This is a genomic window from Streptomyces sp. NPDC006997 (assembly GCF_040635175.1).
Classification (GTDB): Bacteria; Actinomycetota; Actinomycetes; order Streptomycetales; family Streptomycetaceae; genus Streptomyces.
The window spans coordinates 98,141-118,062 of record NZ_JBEYHH010000024.1; the positions used below are offsets into that span (position 1 = coordinate 98,141).

Below are 19,922 nucleotides of genomic sequence, written 5' to 3' on the forward strand. Positions count from 1 at the left end.
AGTCCGAAGACCCGATTCCCCTTGGCTGCCCGGCTTGCGCTGTTTTACGCCGCCCGGATGCGGGACGCGGCTCCTGTGACCGATTCCGCCCCCATGTCTCTGTAGAGAAGGACGAACGACGTGCCGCAAAGATTCCCGGACACCGATAAATTCCGGCCAAATACCCCTGTGGGGCAACCGTGTTCGGCGGGTCGACCAGGGCCGCTTCGCAGGAGGCAATCTCCCGCAATGCCCGGACAACTGCCCATCTCGCGGCTCCCGAGCGGAAGTTCGGGCTCCGGAAGCGTCTTCGAGTTACCTCTGCGTCGGTAGTAGGCTCGCGCCGTTTGTTGACGCACATGCGTACCCCCTGCCGGTGGGGGGTCGAGCTGGGGGAGTCCATGCGCTTTCGCGGGAAGTCCATCCGCCGGAAGATCGTGGCGCTGCTTCTCGTGCCGTTGGTGTCCCTGACCGCGATCTGGGCCTTCGCCACGGTGCTGACGGGACGCGAGGCGGGTCGGCTGTTCACCGTGTCCTCCCTCATTGAGGAAGTCGGCTATCCGACCGAGGACACCGTCCGCGTCCTCCAGCAGGAACGCCGCCTGACCCTCGCCCAGCTGGCCGACCCCCGCGCCTCCGACGGCCTCGCCGCGCTCAAGCGCAGCCGTGCCGCCACCGACCGCGCCGTCGCCGCGATCCGGCGGCACGCCGCCGACCCGGACGTCCGCGACGCCCTCGACTCCGGCAGCGCCGAACGGCTGACCGCCGTCCTGGACGCCTTCGACGGCATCGACTCCCTGCGCCGCAGCGTCGAGGACGGCACGATCAACCGCTCCCAGGCGTTCGAGCAGTACAACCTGCTGGTCGACCCCTGTTACATCCTGCTCGCCAACCTGCACGCCATCGACGACGTGGAGCTGGACAAGCAGTACCGCGCCCTCGTCAACCTCGCCCGCGCCCGCGACCTCCTCTCCCGTGAGGACGCCCTCCTCGGCTCCGCCCTGATCGTCGGCCGGCTCTCCCGCGCCGAGGTCCGCGCGGTGTCCGACCTCGCCGCCCAGCGCACCCTGCTCTACGACACCAACCTGCCACTGCTGCCGGCCTCCGACCGCGAGCGCTACGAACGCTTCTGGGAGAACGCCGAGTCCGCCCCGCTGAGGGTGGCCGAGGAGTCCGCCGTCGCCGCTGGGCCGGGCGAGCTGAGCAGCGTCACCGCCAAGAGCTGGGACACCGCCGCGGGCAACGTCCTCGACGGACTGAGCACCCTCGACGACGAGGCGGGCGACCGCTATCAGGACCGGGTCAGCCCCATCGCCACCGGCGTCATCGTCCAGGCCGTCGTCGCAGGCGCCCTGGGACTGGTCGCGCTGCTCGTGGCGGTGCTCGTCTCCGTACGGATCGGCCGCGGACTCATCCGCGACCTGAGGCAGCTGCGGCTGGAGGCCCACGAGGCGTCCGGGGTCCGGCTGCCCAGCGTGATGCGGCGCCTCTCCGCGGGCGAACAGGTCGACGTGGAGACCGAGGTGCCACGCCTGGAGTACGACCGCAACGAGATCGGCGAGGTCGGCCAAGCCCTCAACACCCTCCAGCGCGCCGCCGTCGAGGCCGCCGTCAAACAGGCCGAACTGCGCTCCGGCGTCTCCGAGGTCTTCGTCAACCTCGCCCGCCGCAACCAGGTCCTCCTGCACAAGCAGCTCACCCTCCTCGACACCATGGAACGCCGGACCGAGGACCCCGAGGAACTCGCCGACCTGTTCCGCCTCGACCACCTCACCACCCGGATGCGGCGGCACGCCGAGGGCCTGGTGATCCTCTCCGGCGCCGCCCCGTCCCGGCAGTGGCGCAAACCCATCCAGCTCATGGACATCGTCCGCGCCGCCGTCGCCGAGGTCGAGGACTACGAACGCGTCGAGGTCCGCCGACTGCCCCGCACCGCGGTCACCGGTCCGGCCGTCGCGGACCTCACCCACCTGGTGGCGGAACTGCTGGAGAACGCCACGGTGTTCTCGCCGCCGCACACCGCGGTCCAGGTGCTGGGCGAGCGGGTCGCCAACGGCTTCACCCTGGAGATCCACGACCGGGGCCTCGGTATGACCGCCGACGCGCTGCTGGACGCCAACCTCCGGCTCGCCGAGACGCCGGAGTTCGAACTCTCCGACACCGACCGGCTCGGCCTGTTCGTCGTCAGCCGCCTCGCCCAGCGGCAGAACGTCCGGGTCTCGCTGCAGCCCTCCCCGTACGGCGGCACCACCGCCGTCGTCTTCGTCCCGGACACGCTGCTCACCGACGACGTGCCGGACACCAACGGCATCGGGTTCCGTCTCGACCGGCCGCGGCCGTCCCGGGAGGCCGAGCTGGAGGAGAGTCACCGGGCCTCCCTCTCCCCGGTGCCGGTACGGCTCCCGGGCCTGCCCCCCTCGCTGCTGGACGGGCCGATCGAGCTGGAGGCGCCGGTCGAACTGCACGCCCTCAACGACTTCCCGGACACGCTCGACGGTCTGGACGGTCTGGACGGTCTCGTCGGCGAGGACGCGGAACGCGGCGGACTGTTCCGCCCCCGCCGCGCCACCGCCCAGCCGGACGCCGCCCTCGCCGGGCGCCGGGGCGAGCGCCATCCGCCCCACGGCACCGGGGGGACCGACCCGGACGCCGGGGAGCCGGACGAACGCGACGACGACCGCCTCGCCGCGCCCGTCCCGCTGCCCCGCCGCGGGACGCCCAAGCTGGTCAGCTCCCACGGCCGCCCCGTGTCCGAGGCACGCGGCAGGCGCAGGGACGGCGACCCGGAGGCTCCGCAGGTCACCGGCCCGGGCCGCCCGGAACCCGATGGGCCCGCCCCGTTGCCCACACGCCGCCGCGGAGCGTCCCCCATGGGCCGACGCGGCACCGACCCGGCCGACCGCCCAGACCCGCGCCCACGACCGGCCGACCCCGCACCTGCCGACCCCGACCTGCCCGGACCCACCGCGTCCGCGGGCCACGGCCCCGGTGCCCCCGGGGAACCCCCGGCCGCCCCCGCACGCCCCCGCGACGCCGCACTCCCGGCCCGCGGCTCGGAGACCCCTGACCGGCGTCCCACGGCCGCGGGACCAGGGGACGGCGCGGGACCGCTGCCCCGCCGGGTACGGCAGGCCAACCTGGCGCCCCAGCTGAAGCAGGACCGGCCGCGCACCGAGAACCGGGCGGCACCCGAGGACCGGGACGCCGAAGAGGTACGCAGCCGCATGGCCTCGCTCCAGCGCGGCTGGCAGCGCGGCCGCCGGGAGAACGCCGCGGAGGACGAGACCGACAGCGGCACCGCACCACAACGAACGACAAAGGGGGACGGTCGATGACCGCACCGAAGGCGACCGGCGACACCGAGACCAACCGGACCGGCGAGCTGAACTGGCTCCTCGACGACCTGGTGGACCGCGTCGCGAGTATCCGCCAGGCCGTCGTGCTCTCCGGCGACGGCCTGGCGACCGGGGTCTCCAAGGACCTGACCCGGGAGGACGGCGAGCACCTGGCCGCCGTCGCCTCCGGCTTCCACAGCCTGGCCAAGGGCGTCGGCCGGCACTTCGACGCCGGTGGGGTCCGCCAGACGGTCGTCGAACTCGAGGACGCCTTCCTCTTCGTCACGGCCGCGGGCGACGGCAGCTGTCTCGCCGTCCTCTCCGACGCCGACTCCGACGTCGGCCAGATCGCCTACGAGATGACGCTCCTGGTGAAGCGGGTCGGCGCGCATCTCAACGCCGCACCGCGCACCGATCTGCCCGCGGGCGGGTAGTGGGATGACATGAGCGCAGACGGTCAGGCACGAAGCCACTGGTTCGACGACGACGCGGGGCCCGTCGTCCGCCCTTACGCCATGACACGTGGCCGCACCAGCCATGCGGCCCAGCACCGCCTCGACCTGATCGCGGTAGTCGTCACGGAACGCCACGCGGACGACCCGGAAGAGGACCCGACGCTGTCCCCGGAGCACATGGACATCGTCGGGCTCTGCCGGGAGACCCCGCAGTCCGTCGCCGAACTCGCCTCCGAGCTGGATCTGCCCATCGGCGTCGTCAGGGTCCTCATCGGGGACCTCGTCGACAGCGAGTTCGTCCATGTGACGCGCCCGGTGCCCCCGGCCGAACTGCCCGACGAGAGTATTCTGCGCGACGTGATCAACGGCCTCCGTGCGCTGTGAACAGCGCGGAAGCGGGGTGAGGACGTGACGACTGGCTGGCAGTTCTGGGTCGACCGCGGCGGCACCTTCACCGACGTCGTCGCGCGCCGCCCCGACGGCCGTCTGCTCACGCACAAGCTGCTGTCGGACGACCCCGCCCGCTACTCCGACGCGGCGGTCGCCGGGGTCCGTGCCCTGCTGGCGGACTCCGGCGACCCCGTCGGGTCCGTCGAGTCGGTGCGGATGGGCACCACCGTCGCCACCAACGCCCTCCTGGAGCGCAAGGGCGAGCGGACCCTGCTGGTCATCACAAGGGGGTTCCGCGACGCTCTGCGCATCGCCTACCAGAACCGGCCCCGCATCTTCGCCCGCCACATCCAGCTCCCCGAACTGCTGTACGAGCGGGTCGTCGAGGTGGACGAGCGCATCGCCGCCGACGGCACCGTACTGCGGACACCCGACCTCGACGCCCTCGCGGGCCCGCTGCGCCAGGCGTACGACGACGGCATCCGCGCCGTCGCCGTCGTCTGTATGCACAGCCACCTCCACCCCGCCCACGAACACGCCGTCGGAAAGCTGGCCGCCGACATCGGATTTCCGCAGATCTCGCTGTCCAGTGAGGTCAGCCCGCTGATGAAACTCGTCCCGCGCGGGGACACCGCTGTCGTCGACGCCTACCTCTCGCCCGTGCTGCGCCGCTACGTCCAGCACGTCGGCGACCGGCTCGAAGGCGTCCGGCTGATGTTCATGCAGTCCAACGGCGGGCTCGCCGAGGCCGGGCAGTTCCGCGGCAAGGACGCCATCCTGTCCGGGCCCGCGGGCGGCATCGTCGGCATGGCCCGGATGTCGCAGCTCGCCGGGTTCGACCGCGTCATCGGCTTCGACATGGGCGGCACCTCCACCGACGTCTCGCACTTCGCGGGCGCGTACGAACGGGTCTTCACCACCCAGATCGCCGGTGTCCGGCTGCGTGCCCCCATGCTGGACATCCACACCGTCGCCGCCGGCGGCGGCTCGGTGCTGCGCTTCGACGGCTCCCGCTACCGCGTAGGGCCGGACTCGGCGGGCGCGGACCCGGGCCCGGCCTGCTACCGCGGCGGCGGCCCGCTCGCCGTCACGGACGCCAACGTCATGCTGGGCCGGATCCAGCCCGCGCACTTCCCCCAGGTCTTCGGACCCGACGGCGACCAGCCCCTCGACGGGGACCTGGTCCGGGCCCGCTTCACCGCCCTGGCCCGCGAGATCAGGGACCGCACCGGCGACGACCGCACCCCCGAACAGGTCGCCGAGGGCTACCTGGACATCGCGGTCGCCAACATCGCCAACGCCGTCAAGCGGATCTCCGTACAGAAAGGCCACGACGTCACCCGCTACGCCCTGACCACCTTCGGCGGGGCGGGCGGCCAGCACGCGTGCAAGGTCGCCGACTCGCTCGGCATCCGCACCGTCCTGGTGCCGCCCATGGCCGGGGTGCTCTCCGCGCTCGGCATCGGCCTCGCCGACACCACCGCCATGCGCGAACAGTCCGTCGAGGCGCCCCTGGAACCCGCCGCCATGCCCGGCGTCGTCGAGACCGCCGACGACCTGGAGTCCGCCGCCCGCGCCGAACTCCGCGCCGAGGACGTGCCCGAGGACCGCGTCCAGGTCACCCGCCGCGCCCAGCTGCGCTACGACGGCACCGACACCACCCTCACCGTCGAACTGACCGACCCCGCCACGATGCGGCGCTCCTTCGAAGAACGTCACCACGCCACGTACTCCTTCACCCTGGACCGCCCGATCGTCGTCGAAGCCCTCTCCGTCGAAGCCACCGGCATCACCCCACCCCCCGATCTGTCCGCCCTCGCCCCGTACGAAGGCCGCTCCCGCACCCCGCGGACCGTCCGCCTCCACACCGGCGGCACCTGGCGCGACGTGCCCCTGCACCACCGCGCCGACCTGCCGCCCGGCGAGACGGTCAACGGGCCCGCGGTCATCACGGAGGCGAGCGCGACCACCGTCGTCGACGACGGCTGGCGGGCCGCCGCGACCGACCACGGGCATCTGCTCATGGAACGCGCGGCGATTACACAGAGTTCCGAACTCGACACGAAAGTCGACCCCGTTCTGCTTGAAGTCTTCAACAACCTGTTCATGTCCATCGCCGAACAGATGGGCGCCCGGCTGGAGTCCACGGCCCAGTCCGTCAACATCAAGGAGCGACTGGACTTCTCCTGCGCCCTCTTCGACCCGGACGGCAACCTGGTCGCCAACGCCCCGCACATCCCCGTCCACCTGGGCTCCATGGGCACCAGCGTCAAGGAGGTCATCCGCCGCCGCGGCCCGCGGATGCGCCTCGGCGACACCTACGCCGTCAACGACCCGTACCACGGCGGCACCCACCTGCCCGACGTCACCGTCATCACCCCGGTCTTCGACACCCGGTCCGCCTCGCACCCCGGGACCACGCAGGGTGACCGGATCCTGTTCTACGTCGCCTCCCGTGGCCACCACGCCGAGCTCGGCGGCATCGCGCCCGGTTCCATGCCCGCCGACAGCCGCAGCATCGACGAGGAGGGCGTCCTCTTCGACAACTGGCTGCTCGCCGAGGACGGCCACTTCCGCGAGCGGGAGACCCTCCGCCTGCTCACCGAGGCCCCGCATCCCTCCCGCAACCCCCGGACCAACCTCGCCGACCTGCGCGCCCAGATCGCCGCCAACCAGAAGGGCGTCGACGAAGTCACCCGGATGATCGGGGACTTCGGTCTCGACGTCGTCCAGGCGTACATGCGGCACGTGCAGGACAACGCCGAGGAGGCCGTGCGCCGGGTGATCGAAGCCCTCGACGACGGCGACTGCTCCTACGAGACCGACTCCGGCGCCGTCATCCGGGTACGCGTGCGCGTGGACCGCGAGAACCGCTCCGCCACCGTCGACTTCACCGGCACCTCACCCCAGCTGGACAGCAACTTCAACGCCCCCTACGCGGTGGTGAACGCGGCCGTCCTCTACGTCTTCCGTACCCTCGTCGCCGACGACATCCCGCTCAACGACGGCTGCCTGCGCCCCCTGCGCATCATCGTGCCGCCCGGTTCCCTGCTCGCCCCCGAGCCGCCCGCCGCCGTCGTCGCGGGCAACGTGGAGACCTCCCAGGCCATTACCGGGGCGCTCTACGCGGCGCTCGGCGTGCAGGCCGAGGGCTCCGGCACGATGAACAACGTCACCTTCGGCAACGCGCGCCACCAGTACTACGAGACCGTCGCCTCCGGCTCAGGCGCGGGCGACGGCTTCCCCGGCGCGAGCGTCGTACAGACCCATATGACCAACTCGCGGCTGACCGACCCCGAGGTCCTGGAGTGGCGGCTGCCCGTCCGGCTCGACGCGTTCGCGGTGCGGCACGGCAGCGGCGGCGCCGGACGCACCCGCGGCGGGGACGGCGCGGTGCGCCGCATCCGGTTCCTGGAGCCGATGACCGTCTCCACGCTCTCCCAGCACCGCCGGGTCCCGCCGTACGGCATGGACGGCGGCGCACCCGGTGCGCTGGGCGCCAACCGGGTGGAGCGCGCGGACGGCACGGTCACCGCACTCGGCGGCAGCGACACCACGGACGTCGGTCCCGACGACGTACTCGTCATCGAGACCCCCGGCGGCGGAGGCTACGGCCCGCCGCCCGACCACCCCCACCTGGCAGGAGAAGACATCGATGATCCTCGGGCGCACTGAGCGCGGCACACCCCCCTTAGAACCCGTCACGCTCAAGATCCTGGTGGCCGGAGGCTTCGGCGTGGGCAAGACCACTCTCGTCGGCGCGGTCAGCGAGATCAAACCGCTGCGGACCGAGGAGGCGCTCACCGAGGCGGGCCGCCCCGTCGACGACACCAGCGGTGTGGAGGCCAAGCACACCACCACCGTGGCCATGGACTTCGGCCGTATCACCCTGCGGGAGGACCTGACGCTGTACCTGTTCGGCACGCCCGGACAGGAGCGCTTCTGGTTCATGTGGGACGAACTGTCCGAGGGCGCGCTCGGTGCCGTCGTCCTCGCCGACACCCGCCGCCTGGAGGACTGCTTCGCCGCCGTCGACTACTTCGAGCGGCGTGCCATCCCCTTCCTCGTCGGCGTCAACTGCTTCGAAGGGGCCGCCCGGCACCCCGTCGACACCGTCCGTCAGGCCCTCGACCTCGACGACGGCGTACCGCTGCTGCTGTGCGACGCCCGTGACCGCGAGTCGGTCAAGGACGTGCTGATCGGGGTCGTCGAGCACGCGATGGCGCAGTCGGCGGGGCGCCGCCACGCCCTCGCCACGTAAGGCGGACGCGCGGGATGGCCCGTTACCCCCGCCGGCCGGGGCACGGGCCCGCCCCCTCAGACACCCTCGGCACCGCCCCGCACGCGCGCGTGCGGGGCGTCTAGTTGTCGCCGACCTCCAGCCAGCCGAAGCTCTTCTCCACCGCCCGGCGCCAGTTGCGGAACTCGCGGTCCCGTGCCGGCGCCGCGATCGCCGGGGTCCACTCGGCGTCCCGCTGCCAGTGCGCCTTCAGCTCGTCGAGGTCGTTCCAGACGCCGGTGGCGAGCCCGCCATCACCCCGAACCCCCAGCCGAACGCGATCACGATCCAGCCGGAGGCTCTGGCCTTGGCGTGCCTGAGAGTGACTGCGGCGCAGACTCCGGCGCCGAGGAGGATCAGGATCGCGGTGCCGATGATCTCGCCGACGACAATGTCTCCGTTGCTCATGGCTGCTCCTAGCGCCGGACCCGGGTGATCGACCCCGGTCCTGGACATGCGGGCTGGTATCCCGCCGTTCCCGTTGCTCCCGTGGCGAACTGGCCGAGGGCAGCGCGGTCCCGCGCCCAGCCTGGGCGTCCGTGACAGCGTGTCGTCGTGGCCGAATCGCCTTGCGGGGGAGTGAACCGGGTTGACGAGCCCATGCGGCGGAGTGCCGGAATCCGCCGAGAATGTACGGCGATGTCGGCTGACACCGGGAGGTGTTCACCGGCACCCAGGGGTCGTCAAGGTCGCTGACGCCGACGGTTGCCGGGACCGCGAGGCGATCACCCACCGTGCGCACAGTCCGCCGGGAAGCGCGCGCGACGAAGAGGCCCGGTGCTCAGCGCACCGCGATCACCGCCGAACCGTGCCCGAACAGTCCCTGGTTCCCCGCGAGGCCCGCGCGGGCCCCGTGACCTGCCGGTCACCCGCCGCATTCCGCAGCTGCCACGTCAGCTCGCAGATCTGCGCGATCGCCTGGGCGGGCACCGCCTCCCCGAAGGAGGCCAGCCCACCGCTGGCGTTCACCGGTATGCGCCCGCCCGGCGCGGTCGCCCCCGCTGGGGACCCGGGCGTCCTGCCAGCCCGGCGCCTTGGCGAACGCCGCCCCCGCCACAGACCCGAGGTAACCGCCGCGCACCGTCCCGGCACCCACGACCGAGCCGGTCTGCCGCCAGTCGAGACCGGCGTCGGCGAGTGCCGCGCGGGCCGCCGCCCCGTACTCCCGAAGCCGCGCCCCCGCTCGCCCCACGGGTGCACCCCCGCGCCCAGCATCGCCACCTCACCCGTCATCGTGTCCCCCCGTCGGCCGCCAGCGCCACGTCGTCCAGGTCGTCTCCCCGTCCTCGTGCAGCACGCCGGGGACGACCTCCACCTTCAAGCTCACCGCCGACTCCGCGACGGTGGTCCCGGGAGCCGCCTGTCCCAGCACCGCCAGCCGCTCGGACTCCATCCAGCTCCACATCGATCAACGCGCACGGCACCCAGGGAAGTTCCGGATCGGTCACTTACGGTGACGGAAGCCGGTACCGGCTGTCCGTGTTGTGCGACCAGCCCCGCCCGCGCCGCGACAGCGGCACTCCCACCAGGTCGCCGCCGGAGCACCCGGGGTTGCGGCAGTGCGTGTCCTCGCGCGGCATCGAAGACCGACCCGCACGCCGAGCAGCGGGTGCCGAGCGGCCGGAAGTCTTTCCCGTCCCCGGAGAACGACCCGGGCGACCACCGGAGTCCGTGTACCTGTCGACGCCCCTCCCCGAACGGTAACTGACGGCGCGTCAGCAATGAGCCATGGGTGATCAGGAAGCGGCAGGGCGTCTTCCCTCCCGCACCTGCCACCTGATAGATGGAGGGTGCATGACACGACTCACCATCGCGGCGCGAGGACTGGTCACCGCGCTCGCCGCCCTGCTCGCCGCGACCGCCACCTCCGCCCCCGCCCAGGCGAAGACCGAGCCCAAGGCGCCCGACGACTTCGTGGCGCTGCGCGCCGTGGACCGCACGATCATCGAGGAGATGCGCTACTTCACCCCGCACAACTTCGTCGGAGAGCGCGTCGACGGCTACCAGCAGTCCCTCTGCATCCTCACCCGCCCCGCCGCCCAAGCCCTCCACCAGGCCCAGAAACAACTCCTGCGCCAGGGCTACGCCCTCAAGGTGTACGACTGCTACCGGCCACAGCGCGCCGTCGACCACTTCGTCCGCTGGGCCGAGGACCTCGACGACCAGGCCATGAAGGACGAGTTCTACCCGGACGTCGACAAGACCCGGCTGTTCGCGGACGGCTACATCGCCGAGAAGTCCGGCCACAGCCGCGGCTCCACCGTCGACCTCACCCTCGTCCGGCTCCCGGCTCGCCCCACCAGGCCCTACGTCCCCGGCGAACCCCTCGTCCCCTGCTACGCGCCCCAGAGCGAGCGCTTCCCGGACAACTCCGTGGACATGGGCACGGGCTACGACTGCTTCGACACCCGCTCCCACACCCTCGACCCGCGCATCCAGGGCCAACAGCGCGCCCACCGGCTGCTCCTGAAGACCACCCTCGAAGACCTCGGTTTCGTGAACCTCGCCGAGGAGTGGTGGCACTTCACCTACCGCCCCGAGAGCTACCCGGCCATCTACTTCGACTTCCCCGTCTCCGCCAAGTCGCTCACCCACCGTCCCTGAACCGCCCGCCGAAGACGGCCTCTTGGTGATCGGATACAGTCCGCCGCGTGTCCGAAACCGAAACCTCCGCTGTCAACCCCGCGGCGAACTCCCACTGTTCGAGCTGCGGATCGCCCTACGGAGAGGGCGTCTCCGGCTGGCCCCGCACCTGCCCCGCCTGCGGCACCGTCGCCTACCGCAACCCGCTGCCGGTCGCGGTGGCCCTCCAGCCCGTGTACGACACCCAGGGCACCGCACTGGTCGTCATCACCCGCACCATCACCCCCGCGCGCGGGGGCACCGCACTGCCCGGCGGCTACATCGACGACCGCGAGGACTGGCGCCAGGCCGTCGTCCGCGAACTCAAGGAGGAGACCGGCATCGACGCCGCGAGCCGCGACGTACGGCTCGTCGACGCGATGAGTTCCCCCGACGGGCACCTGCTGCTCTTCGGACTCCTGCCGGAACGCCCCGCCGAGGGCCTGCCCCAGCCCGCGGCCACCGCGGAGACAGCGGGCTGGCACCTGCTGCGCAGGCCACAGGAGCTGGCCTTCCCACTGCACACCCTTGCCGCGCGGGCGTGGTTCGAGGGCCGCTACATCTGACCCCGGCCCGCTGCACCTGCCACCGGCCGCCGTATCCGCTCCCCGGGCCGCCGCTATGCCTGGTCTCCGGGGACCCCGAGTCCCCGTATTCGCACCGGGCGGCCCGGCTCCCCCAGCCCGTCGTCGCTCTCCCGGTGGACCACCACCTGATGGCCCTTCCAGCGGACGACGTACCGCTCGACATCCGGCTCCTCCCACCCGTCGCCCGCGTCCGGCACCACCAGCCCGCCCCCCGTGCGTCCCGGGGCGGGCGCCCACACCTCCAGCTCCACGTCACCGTCCGCCCCACGCACCGGTACGACGGCACCCGCGCGTGCGAGCACCGGCACCCGGGACAGCGGAGCGTCGACGACCACCCGCCCGGGCCCCTCGTACACCTGCTCCGTCACCGTGTCGTACCAGCGCCCACGCGGCAGCCGCACTGCCCGCCGGTCCGTCCCGGGCTCCAGCACCGGCGCCACCAGCAGACAGTCACCCAGCAGGAAGGCGTCCTCACAGTCACGCAGCGCGCGGTCCTCCGGCGCACCCCACCACAAGGGCCGCACATAAGGCGCCCCCGTACGCCGTGCCAGCTGGGCCAGTGTCACGAAGTACGGCAGCAGCCGTCGCCGTTCGAGGAGCGCCACGCGCGCGTGCTCCAGCGTCTCGACCCCGAACTCCCACGGCTCCCGCCGCCCCGCGCGCATACTCGCGTGCGTCCGGAACAGCGGCAGGTACGCGCCCAGCTGGAACCACCGCAGAAACAGCTCCGGCGACGGACAGCCGTCGAAACCCCCCACGTCCGGCCCGGAGTACGGCACCCCGCACAGCCCCAACCCGAGGACCAGCGAGAGGGACGCCCGCAGCCCCGGCCAGCCGGTGCCCACGTCACCCGACCAGCTCCCGCCATACCGCTGCATACCGACCCAACCGGACCGCGAGAAGACGAACGGCCGCTCGTCCGGCGCGAGTCGGCGCAGCCCTTCGTAGCCCGCCCTCGCCATGCACAACGCGTAGACGTTGTGCGCCTCACGGTGATCGCCGCCGCGCCCCTCCAGGGCGTGCCGTGACGACCGCGGCAGCGTCAACTCCCCGAAGGCGTTGAGCGACGTCGGCTCGTTCATGTCATGCCAGAAACCCGAGAACCCCTGCCCGAGCCGCTCCGCGTACAGACCACCCCACCACTCACGCACGCGCGCGTGCGTGAAGTCCGGATAGACCGCGTCCCCGGGCCACACGACCCCCCGCACCAGCCGCCCCGACGCGTCCCGCACGAAGGCGTCCTCGGCCACACCGCTGTCGTACACCGCGTTGCCCGGCGCCGCCTTGACCGCCGGATCGACGATCGACACCAGCCGTATGCCCTCCCGCAGCAACTCCTCGGCGAGCCGCGGCAGCTTCGGGAAACGGTCCTGGTCGACGGTGAACACCTGATGGGCGTCGTAGTGGTCGATGTCCAGATGGACCGCGTCCAGCGGCAGCCCGCGCTCCCGGTACCCCGCGACGATCCGCCGCACCTCCTCCTCGCCGCCGAAACCCCACCGCGCGTGGTGGTGGCCCAGCGCCCACGCGGGCGGCAGCGCGGGCGCCCCCGTCAGCGCGGACCAGGCGAGCAGCACGCGCGCGGGGGAGCCCACCACCACCCAGCAGCGCAGCGGACCGCCGTCCATCCGCAGCTCGCACGACCCGGCCCGGTCATGCCCGGACCCGGCGCCCTCCTCCCCCTCCCGCACGGTCACCGTGCCGTCCCAGGAACTGTCGTGGCACACCAGATGCGTCCCCGCGTCGGCCACCACCCACTGCACCGGCATCGTGACGTAGAGCGGATCGTCCCCGGGGCCGAAGACGCGCCCCGGATCGGTGTTCCACAGCCGGTACGTGCCATCCCGCAGCCGCGGCCCCGAGGCCCGCCCGCCCAGCCCGAAGAACCGCGCGTCCGCGGGCACCTCCGACCGCTGCATCCAGCGGGCCGGACCGCCACCGACCGGCTCCCACCAGCGCGGCGGCAGATCACGGCGCAGCAGCACCCCGCCCGGCGTGAGCACCTCGACCGCGCCGTACCGCGACACCACGACCGTCACCCGCTCGGCCACCACCCGCCAGCCACCGTCCGTGTCCGGCTCCAGCACCGCCCGCGGATCCGGATCCGGACACCGCCCGGCGAGCGCGTACGACGGCTCGGGCCCCGCGCCGTCCCACCCCCAGAAGACCGCCCCGCTCACGGTGACGATGATCCGCAGCTCCGCCCGGCCGAACCGTACGGTGCCGCCCCCCGGCTCGGGCACCACGTCCCGCACCGCACCGGGCACCCGCGCGCGCTCGGGGCCCCGCGGTGGCAGCCCGGAGGCGTCCGCGCGCCTGCCGCGCCACGCGGCCCGCGCCATCCGCAGCCCGCGAGTCACCCCCGCCGAACCGACTGCCCTCACCGAACGCACCAGGTCATGACCGTCCATGTTGATCACCCTGCCATTGAGGGAGCCGCCGGAGGGCGCCGTTCAACTGCCGTTCACCAGTGCTTCGGCCACATCTTCACGACACGGACTATGTGCGGTACACCCTGGTGCTGATGTCGATCACGTGGCATCGTCCGTGTCAGCCGCGTCACGCGCACATCCCCGCCCGTGCGCGAGCGACGCACACGACGCGCACAGTCCGGGAGCCGCCCCATGTCGACCGAGAACCTCCAGCCGCTCTGGCAGCCCGATCCGGAACGCATCGCCCAGGCCCAGATCACCAGGTTCCACGCCTGGGCCGCGGAGCACCACGGCGCCCCCACCGAGGATGGATACGCGGCCCTGCACCGCTGGTCCGTGGCCGAGCTGGACACCTTCTGGAAAGCCGTCACGGAATGGTTCGGCGTCCACTTCTCCACCCCCTACGCGCGCGTGCTGGGCGACCGCGCCATGCCCGGAGCCCAGTGGTTCCCCGGCGCCACCCTCAACTACGCCGAGCACGCCCTGCGCGCCGCCACGACCCGTCCGGACGAACCAGCCCTCCTCTGCGTCGACGAGAGCCATGAACCCCGCCCGGTGACCTGGTCCGAGCTGCGCCGCCAGGTCGGCTCCCTCGCCGCCGAACTGCGCGCCCTGGGCGTCCGCCCCGGCGACCGCGTGAGCGGCTACCTCCCGAACATCCCGCAGGCCGTGGTCGCCCTCCTCGCCACCGCCGCCGTCGGTGCCGTATGGACCTCCTGCGCACCCGACTTCGGCGCCCGCAGCGTCCTGGACCGCTTCCAGCAGGTCGAACCCGTCGTCCTCTTCACCGTCGACGGCTACCGCTACGGCGGCAAGGAACACGACCGCCGTGACACGGTCGCCGAACTCCGCCGCGAACTGCCCACGCTGCGCGCCGTCGTCCACATCCCCTTGCTCGGCGCCCCGGCCCCCGAAGGCGCTCTGGATTGGTCGGCACTGACCACTGCCGACACCGAACCCGAGTTCGAACAGGTTCCCTTCGACCACCCCCTGTGGGTGCTCTACTCCTCCGGTACGACCGGCCTCCCCAAGGCCATCGTCCAGTCCCAGGGCGGCATCCTCGTCGAGCACCTCAAACAGCTCGGCCTGCACTGCGACCTCGGCCCCGGCGACCGCTTCTTCTGGTACACGTCGACGGGCTGGATGATGTGGAACTTCCTCGTCTCCGGCCTGCTCACCGGCACCACGATCGTCCTCTACGACGGCAGCCCCGGCTACCCCGACACCGGCGCCCAGTGGCGCATCGCCGAACGCACCAAGGCCACGCTCTACGGCACCTCGGCCGCCTACGTCATGGCCTGCCGCAAGGCGGGCGTGCACCCCGCGCGGGACTACGACCTCTCCTCCGTCCAGTGCGTCGCCACCACCGGATCCCCGCTGCCGCCCGACGGCTTCCGCTGGCTGCACGACGAGGTCCGCGAGGACCTGTGGATCGCCTCCGTGAGCGGTGGCACGGACGTCTGCTCCTGCTTCGCCGGAGCCGTCCCCACCCTCCCTGTCCACACCGGCGAACTCCAGGCACCCGGCCTCGGCACCGACCTCCAGTCCTGGGACCCGAGCGGCCACCCCCTCATCGGCGAGGTCGGCGAACTCGTCGTCACCAACCCCATGCCGTCCATGCCGATCCGCTTCTGGAACGACCCCGACGGCAGCCGCTACCACGACAGCTACTTCGACACCTACCCCGGCGTCTGGCGGCACGGCGACTGGATCACCGTCACCTCCCGGGGCTCCGTCGTCATCCACGGCCGCTCCGACTCAACCCTCAACCGCCAAGGTGTCCGGATGGGCTCCGCGGACATCTACGAAGCCGTGGAACGGCTCCCCGAGATCAAGGAATCCCTGGTCATCGGCATTGAGCAGCCCGACGGCGGCTACTGGATGCCCCTGTTCGTGCAGCTTGCCCCCGGCGCGGTCCTCGACGAGGCGCTCCTGACCCGGATCAAGCAGACCATCCGCGAACAGCTCTCCCCACGCCACGTCCCCGACGAGATCATCGAGGTCCCCGGCGTCCCCCACACCCTCACCGGCAAGCGCATCGAAGTCCCGGTCAAACGCCTCCTCCAGGGCACGCCCCTGCACAAGGCCGTCAACCCCGGCTCCATCGACGACCTCGACCTTCTGCACTTCTACGAGGAACTGGCCCGCAAACGCGCCTGACAACCCCCTGACCTGCGGTTTCACTCACCGCCGTGACTGCCGCCGACCGGCCCGACCTCCCATTGTCAGTGGCGGCGGTTACGGTGAGTGAGTATTGATCGACCGCTCACAGGGGGAAAAGACATGGCGCACACCGACCAGCGGACCATGCGACGCGCACTGCGCGGCGAAATCGCCGGAACCATCGGCCTGCTCACCGACGAACACGACTTCCGCGCCATGCGGCGCTACCCGAGCTTCACCTTCGACGACCACACCACCTACCTCCGGCAGGTCGAAGCCGTCCTCAAAACCCGGGTGTCCCAGGGCAGCCACACGACGGTCGCCCTCTTCGACCCAGAGGAGTACGCCGACTTCTGCACGGAGAACGGCCTCGACCCGGACCTCCCGTCCAGCCGGACACGCTTCACCGCCGAACTCACCACCAAGGGCTCCGCCCTGCCCTACGAGGGCCAGCCCGTCACCGACCTGATCCCCGCCCTCGTCGACGAGGCCGTCCGACAGGCCACCTGGGAGTACGCGGCCACCCTCCTCGCCCACCTCGGGGCCTGCGCGTCCTGCGGCGAGGACCTCGGCCGCGCCGCCTTCGCCCGCGCTTCGGCCCTCCTCGTCCGCATCCTCGACACGGCCCCACCGGGCAGCCACCACCTCGTCTGCAGCGTCACCGGAACACCGGAAGTACTGCTCGCCGCCCTCCACACGGCGAACGACACCCAAGGGGCCACCCGGCTCGACGAAGCAGAAGCACTCGAATTCACCACGGTCCTGGCCGTCGGCATCGCCACCGGCAGTCCGGGTGGCCTCGTCATGAGGACCACCAGCCCCGGCACCACCGACCGTGTCTACGGCTGGCGCCTGCGCGACGACGGCCTGCACCCCCTCACGGCCGCGGAGGTCTTCGACGCCTACTGCACCGACATCGTCTCCGGCGACCTCATCGGACCCGAGTCGGACGTCGACTACACGACACCCCCCGACCTGGGAGAGGACTCACCGGGCCACCAGCACTGAAGAACGCGCGAGGGCGCCCCACCCGAAGGCGGAGCGCCCCTGCACGACAACCACGCAGGAGTACGGCCGCGGCCCTACTCCCCGGAGAGCACCGCCTGAGCGGCGCTGCGCGCGTCCTGCGCGCTGTCCGTCGCCCGAGCGGCCGCCGCGGCCCGCTCACACTGCGCCAGCGTGTACTTCGCCAACGTCGCGCGCACATAGGGGAGCGACGCCGCACCCATCGACAGGGAGGTGACACCCAGACCGGTCAGCACACACGCCAGCAGCGGATCCGACGCGGCCTCACCGCAGACGCCACAGCTCTTGCCCTCGGCCTTCGCCGCCTCGGCGGACAGCGCGACCAGGTCAAGCAGCGCGGGCTGCCACGGGTCCTGGAGACGGGACACCGCGCCCACCTGACGGTCGGCCGCGAAGGTGTACTGCGCGAGGTCGTTGGTGCCCAGAGAGAGGAACTCCACCTCCTGGAGGATCGACCGCGCCCGCAGCGCGGCCGACGGGATCTCCACCATCGCGCCGAACTTCGCCTTCAGCCCGGCCTCCCGGCAGGCGTCCGCGAACGCCTTGGCGTCCGCGCGGTCCGCCACCATCGGGGCCATGACCTCCAGGTACACCGGCAGCCCCGCGGCGGCCTTCGCCAGCGCCGTGAGCTGGGTGCGCAACACCTCGGGGTGGTCCAGCAGCGTCCTCAGCCCCCGCACGCCCAGCGCCGGGTTGGGCTCGTCGGCGGGGGTGAGGAAGTCCAGCGGCTTGTCGGCGCCCGCGTCCAGCACCCGCACCACGACCCGCCCCTCAGGAAAGGCCTCCAGCACCTGCCGGTACGCCGCGACCTGCTTCTCCTCCGAGGGCGCCTGCTTGCTGTCATCAAGGAAGAGGAACTCGGTACGGAAGAGACCCACACCCTCCGCCCCCGCCTCGACCGCCGCGGGAACGTCCGCCGGACCGCCGACGTTGGCCAGCAGCGGCACCTTGTGACCGTCGGAGGTCGCACCCGGCCCGGTCGCCGCGGCCAGCGCGGCCTTCCGCTCCGCGGCGGCGGCCGTCAGCGTGGCCTTCCGCTCCTCGCTCGGGCTCACGAAGATCTCACCGGTGCTCCCGTCCACGGCGACCACCGTGCCTTCGGCCAGCTCGCCGGCTCCCGGCAGCGCCACCACGGCCGGAACGCCGAGCGCCCGCGCGAGGATCGCGCTGTGGCTGGTCGGCCCCCCCTCCTCGGTCACGAAACCGAGCACCAGCGCCGGGTCGAGCAGCGCCGTGTCCGCGGGCGCGAGGTCACGCGCGATCAGGACGTACGGCTTGTCGCTGTCCGGGACACCCGGCATGGGCACCCCGAGCAGCCGGGCGACGATACGGTTCCGCACGTCATCGAGGTCGGCGACCCGACCCGCGAGGTACTCCCCGGCACCCGCCAGCAGAGCCCGGTACGCGGCGAAGGCGTCGTACACCGCGCGCTCGGCCGTGCTGCCCACGGCGATCCGGCGTTCGACGTCCGCCATCAGCTCGGGGTCCTGCGCCATCATGGCCTGCGCCTCGAGCACCGCCTGGGCCTCGCCCCCGGCCAGGTTGCCGCGCGCCATCAGATCGGCGGCCACGGCTTCCACGGCCTTGCGGGCGCGCCCCTGCTCACGCTCCGCGTCCTCCGCCGGGATCTGCTTGGCAGGCGGCTCCAGCACCGCCGTGCCCATGTGCCGAACCTCGCCGATCGCCACACCGTGGCTCACGCCGACGCCTCGCAGCGTTGTCTCCATCTCACCCGTCTCCGCATAGTGCGACGGACCCGGCCGCCGCGGTTGATGTCCTGAGAGCCGCCGGACGACGGCCCTGACGTCACTTCCAGAGGAAGAGACTGTCGCCAGCCTTGACGTCGCCGTCCTCACGCAGTTCGGAGAGGGCCTCGGCGGTGGCCTCCAGCGCCACGACCGGGCACACCGGGGACTTGCCTGCGGCCTCGACGGCGGCCGGGTCCCAACGTACGACGGCCTGGCCGCGCGCCACGGTGTCGCCCTTGTTCACGAGTAGTTCGAAGCCCTCGCCGTTGAGCTGCACGGTGTCGATACCGAGGTGGGTGAGCACACCGTGGCCCTCCGCGTCGACGACCACGAAGGCGTGCGGGTGCAGGGAGACGATCACACCGTCGACGGGTGCCACCGCCGCGACAGGCTCACGCACGGGGTCGATGGCGGTTCCCGGGCCGACCATGGCCCCGGAGAAGACCGGATCAGGCACCTCTGCCAGTCCGATGGCGCGTCCTGCGAGCGGGGACGTCACGGTGGTCATGGGGAGCCTCCCAGAGCGTGGAGATGCAGATGGGCCGTCACTACCTGTCCCGGACGGCGCACTGTTCAGCAGGGTATGTCATATGAACCACCCGTTCCGCGCAGCCGATCCCGGTTCAGAGGTCTAGACCACTCTACCAATCGATTTGCACGCGCTCCAGCGCCCCATGTACAGTCGTAGACCTGCCTGGGGTTGAGCGACGCGATCCAGCGCCTCAGCTTGGCAGCATCCAACTTGTCAGATCCTATCTCGGGGTCATCTTTCGCATGTCTGCGGAATGGTGGTCAGGAGCATGGAAAAACGCTGATAGAGTCGGAAACGCAAGACCGAAGGGAAGCGCCCGGAGGAAAGCCCGAGAGGGTGAGTACAAAGGAAGCGGCCGTTCCTTGAGAACTCAA

General features: G+C 71.9%; 12 protein-coding genes and 4 pseudogenes. 9 read left to right on the forward strand and 7 right to left on the reverse strand.

Features of this window, described 5'->3' with window-relative positions:
* Positions 1–380 precede the first annotated feature (380 nt).
* Genes ABZ659_RS23880 through ABZ659_RS23900 form a run of 5 tightly spaced genes read left to right on the forward strand, consistent with a single transcriptional unit; the run spans position 381 to position 8,420 of the window.
* The gene (locus tag ABZ659_RS23880; RefSeq protein WP_360223614.1) at positions 381–3,314 is read left to right on the forward strand and encodes a nitrate- and nitrite sensing domain-containing protein; all 2,934 of its coding nucleotides are present in this window, start codon (positions 381–383) and stop codon (positions 3,312–3,314) included.
* Positions 3,311–3,748: a roadblock/LC7 domain-containing protein gene (locus ABZ659_RS23885; RefSeq protein WP_360223616.1), complete on the forward strand. Its 438-nt coding sequence runs from the start codon at positions 3,311–3,313 to the stop codon at positions 3,746–3,748. Before ABZ659_RS23880 ends, ABZ659_RS23885 begins: the two co-directional genes overlap by 4 nt.
* A gap of 9 nt (positions 3,749–3,757) precedes the next feature.
* Positions 3,758–4,153: a DUF742 domain-containing protein gene (locus ABZ659_RS23890; protein ID WP_360223618.1), complete on the forward strand. Its 396-nt coding sequence runs from the start codon at positions 3,758–3,760 to the stop codon at positions 4,151–4,153.
* Between the two features lie 24 nt (positions 4,154–4,177).
* Positions 4,178–7,834: a hydantoinase B/oxoprolinase family protein gene (locus ABZ659_RS23895; protein ID WP_360223620.1), complete on the forward strand. Its 3,657-nt coding sequence runs from the start codon at positions 4,178–4,180 to the stop codon at positions 7,832–7,834.
* Positions 7,815–8,420, forward strand: a complete 606-nt coding sequence (locus tag ABZ659_RS23900; RefSeq protein WP_360223622.1) for an ATP/GTP-binding protein — start codon at positions 7,815–7,817, stop codon at positions 8,418–8,420. The genes ABZ659_RS23895 and ABZ659_RS23900 overlap by 20 nt, the downstream gene beginning before the upstream one ends.
* A 100-nt stretch (positions 8,421–8,520) precedes the next feature.
* Here the strand turns inward: ABZ659_RS23900 and ABZ659_RS23905 are convergent.
* The 4 pseudogenes from ABZ659_RS23905 to ABZ659_RS23920 form a co-directional block, all read right to left on the reverse strand.
* Positions 8,521–8,688, reverse strand: a pseudogene (locus ABZ659_RS23905) (glycerol kinase); the annotation flags it as partial.
* A pseudogene (locus tag ABZ659_RS23910) lies at positions 8,682–8,846 on the reverse strand (aquaporin family protein); the annotation flags it as partial. The pseudogenes ABZ659_RS23910 and ABZ659_RS23905, both read right to left, overlap by 7 nt.
* Positions 8,847–9,219: 373 nt before the next feature.
* Positions 9,220–9,671 (reverse strand): annotated as a pseudogene (locus ABZ659_RS23915) (hypothetical protein).
* Positions 9,661–10,091, reverse strand: a pseudogene (locus ABZ659_RS23920) (zinc ribbon domain-containing protein); the annotation flags it as partial. The pseudogenes ABZ659_RS23920 and ABZ659_RS23915, both read right to left, overlap by 11 nt.
* 141 nt (positions 10,092–10,232) lie before the next feature.
* On the opposite strand from ABZ659_RS23920, the gene ABZ659_RS23925 reads away from it, so the two are divergent.
* On the forward strand, positions 10,233–11,042 hold the full coding sequence (locus ABZ659_RS23925; RefSeq protein WP_360223624.1) for a M15 family metallopeptidase: 810 nt from the start codon (positions 10,233–10,235) through the stop codon (positions 11,040–11,042).
* 47 nt (positions 11,043–11,089) lie between these two features.
* Positions 11,090–11,626 carry an NUDIX domain-containing protein gene (locus tag ABZ659_RS23930; RefSeq protein WP_360223626.1) on the forward strand — a complete coding sequence of 179 codons (537 nt, stop codon included), beginning with the start codon at positions 11,090–11,092 and terminating at the stop codon, positions 11,624–11,626.
* A 53-nt stretch (positions 11,627–11,679) separates the two neighbouring features.
* Here the strand turns inward: ABZ659_RS23930 and ABZ659_RS23935 are convergent, their stop codons facing one another.
* A complete protein-coding gene (locus ABZ659_RS23935) occupies positions 11,680–14,058 on the reverse strand; it encodes a TIM-barrel domain-containing protein (protein ID WP_360223628.1) in 2,379 nt (792 codons plus the stop codon).
* 213 nt (positions 14,059–14,271) lie between these two features.
* On the opposite strand from ABZ659_RS23935, the gene ABZ659_RS23940 reads away from it, so the two are divergent.
* Both ABZ659_RS23940 and ABZ659_RS23945 read left to right on the forward strand, forming a co-directional pair.
* Positions 14,272–16,239 (forward strand): acetoacetate--CoA ligase, encoded by a 1,968-nt coding sequence (locus tag ABZ659_RS23940; RefSeq protein ID WP_360223629.1) that lies wholly within the window; start codon positions 14,272–14,274, stop codon positions 16,237–16,239.
* A gap of 123 nt (positions 16,240–16,362) precedes the next feature.
* Positions 16,363–17,250: a hypothetical protein gene (locus ABZ659_RS23945; RefSeq protein ID WP_360223631.1), complete on the forward strand. Its 888-nt coding sequence runs from the start codon at positions 16,363–16,365 to the stop codon at positions 17,248–17,250.
* Between the two features lie 74 nt (positions 17,251–17,324).
* On the opposite strand, the gene ptsP is transcribed toward ABZ659_RS23945, so the two are convergent.
* Together ptsP and ABZ659_RS23955 are read right to left on the reverse strand one after the other, a co-directional pair.
* Positions 17,325–18,995 carry a phosphoenolpyruvate--protein phosphotransferase gene (gene ptsP / locus ABZ659_RS23950; RefSeq protein ID WP_360223633.1) on the reverse strand — a complete coding sequence of 557 codons (1,671 nt, stop codon included), beginning with the start codon at positions 18,993–18,995 and terminating at the stop codon, positions 17,325–17,327.
* A 79-nt stretch (positions 18,996–19,074) separates the two neighbouring features.
* The gene (locus tag ABZ659_RS23955) at positions 19,075–19,524 is read right to left on the reverse strand and encodes a PTS glucose transporter subunit IIA (RefSeq protein WP_360223635.1); all 450 of its coding nucleotides are present in this window, start codon (positions 19,522–19,524) and stop codon (positions 19,075–19,077) included.
* Positions 19,525–19,922: the final 398 nt, after the last annotated feature.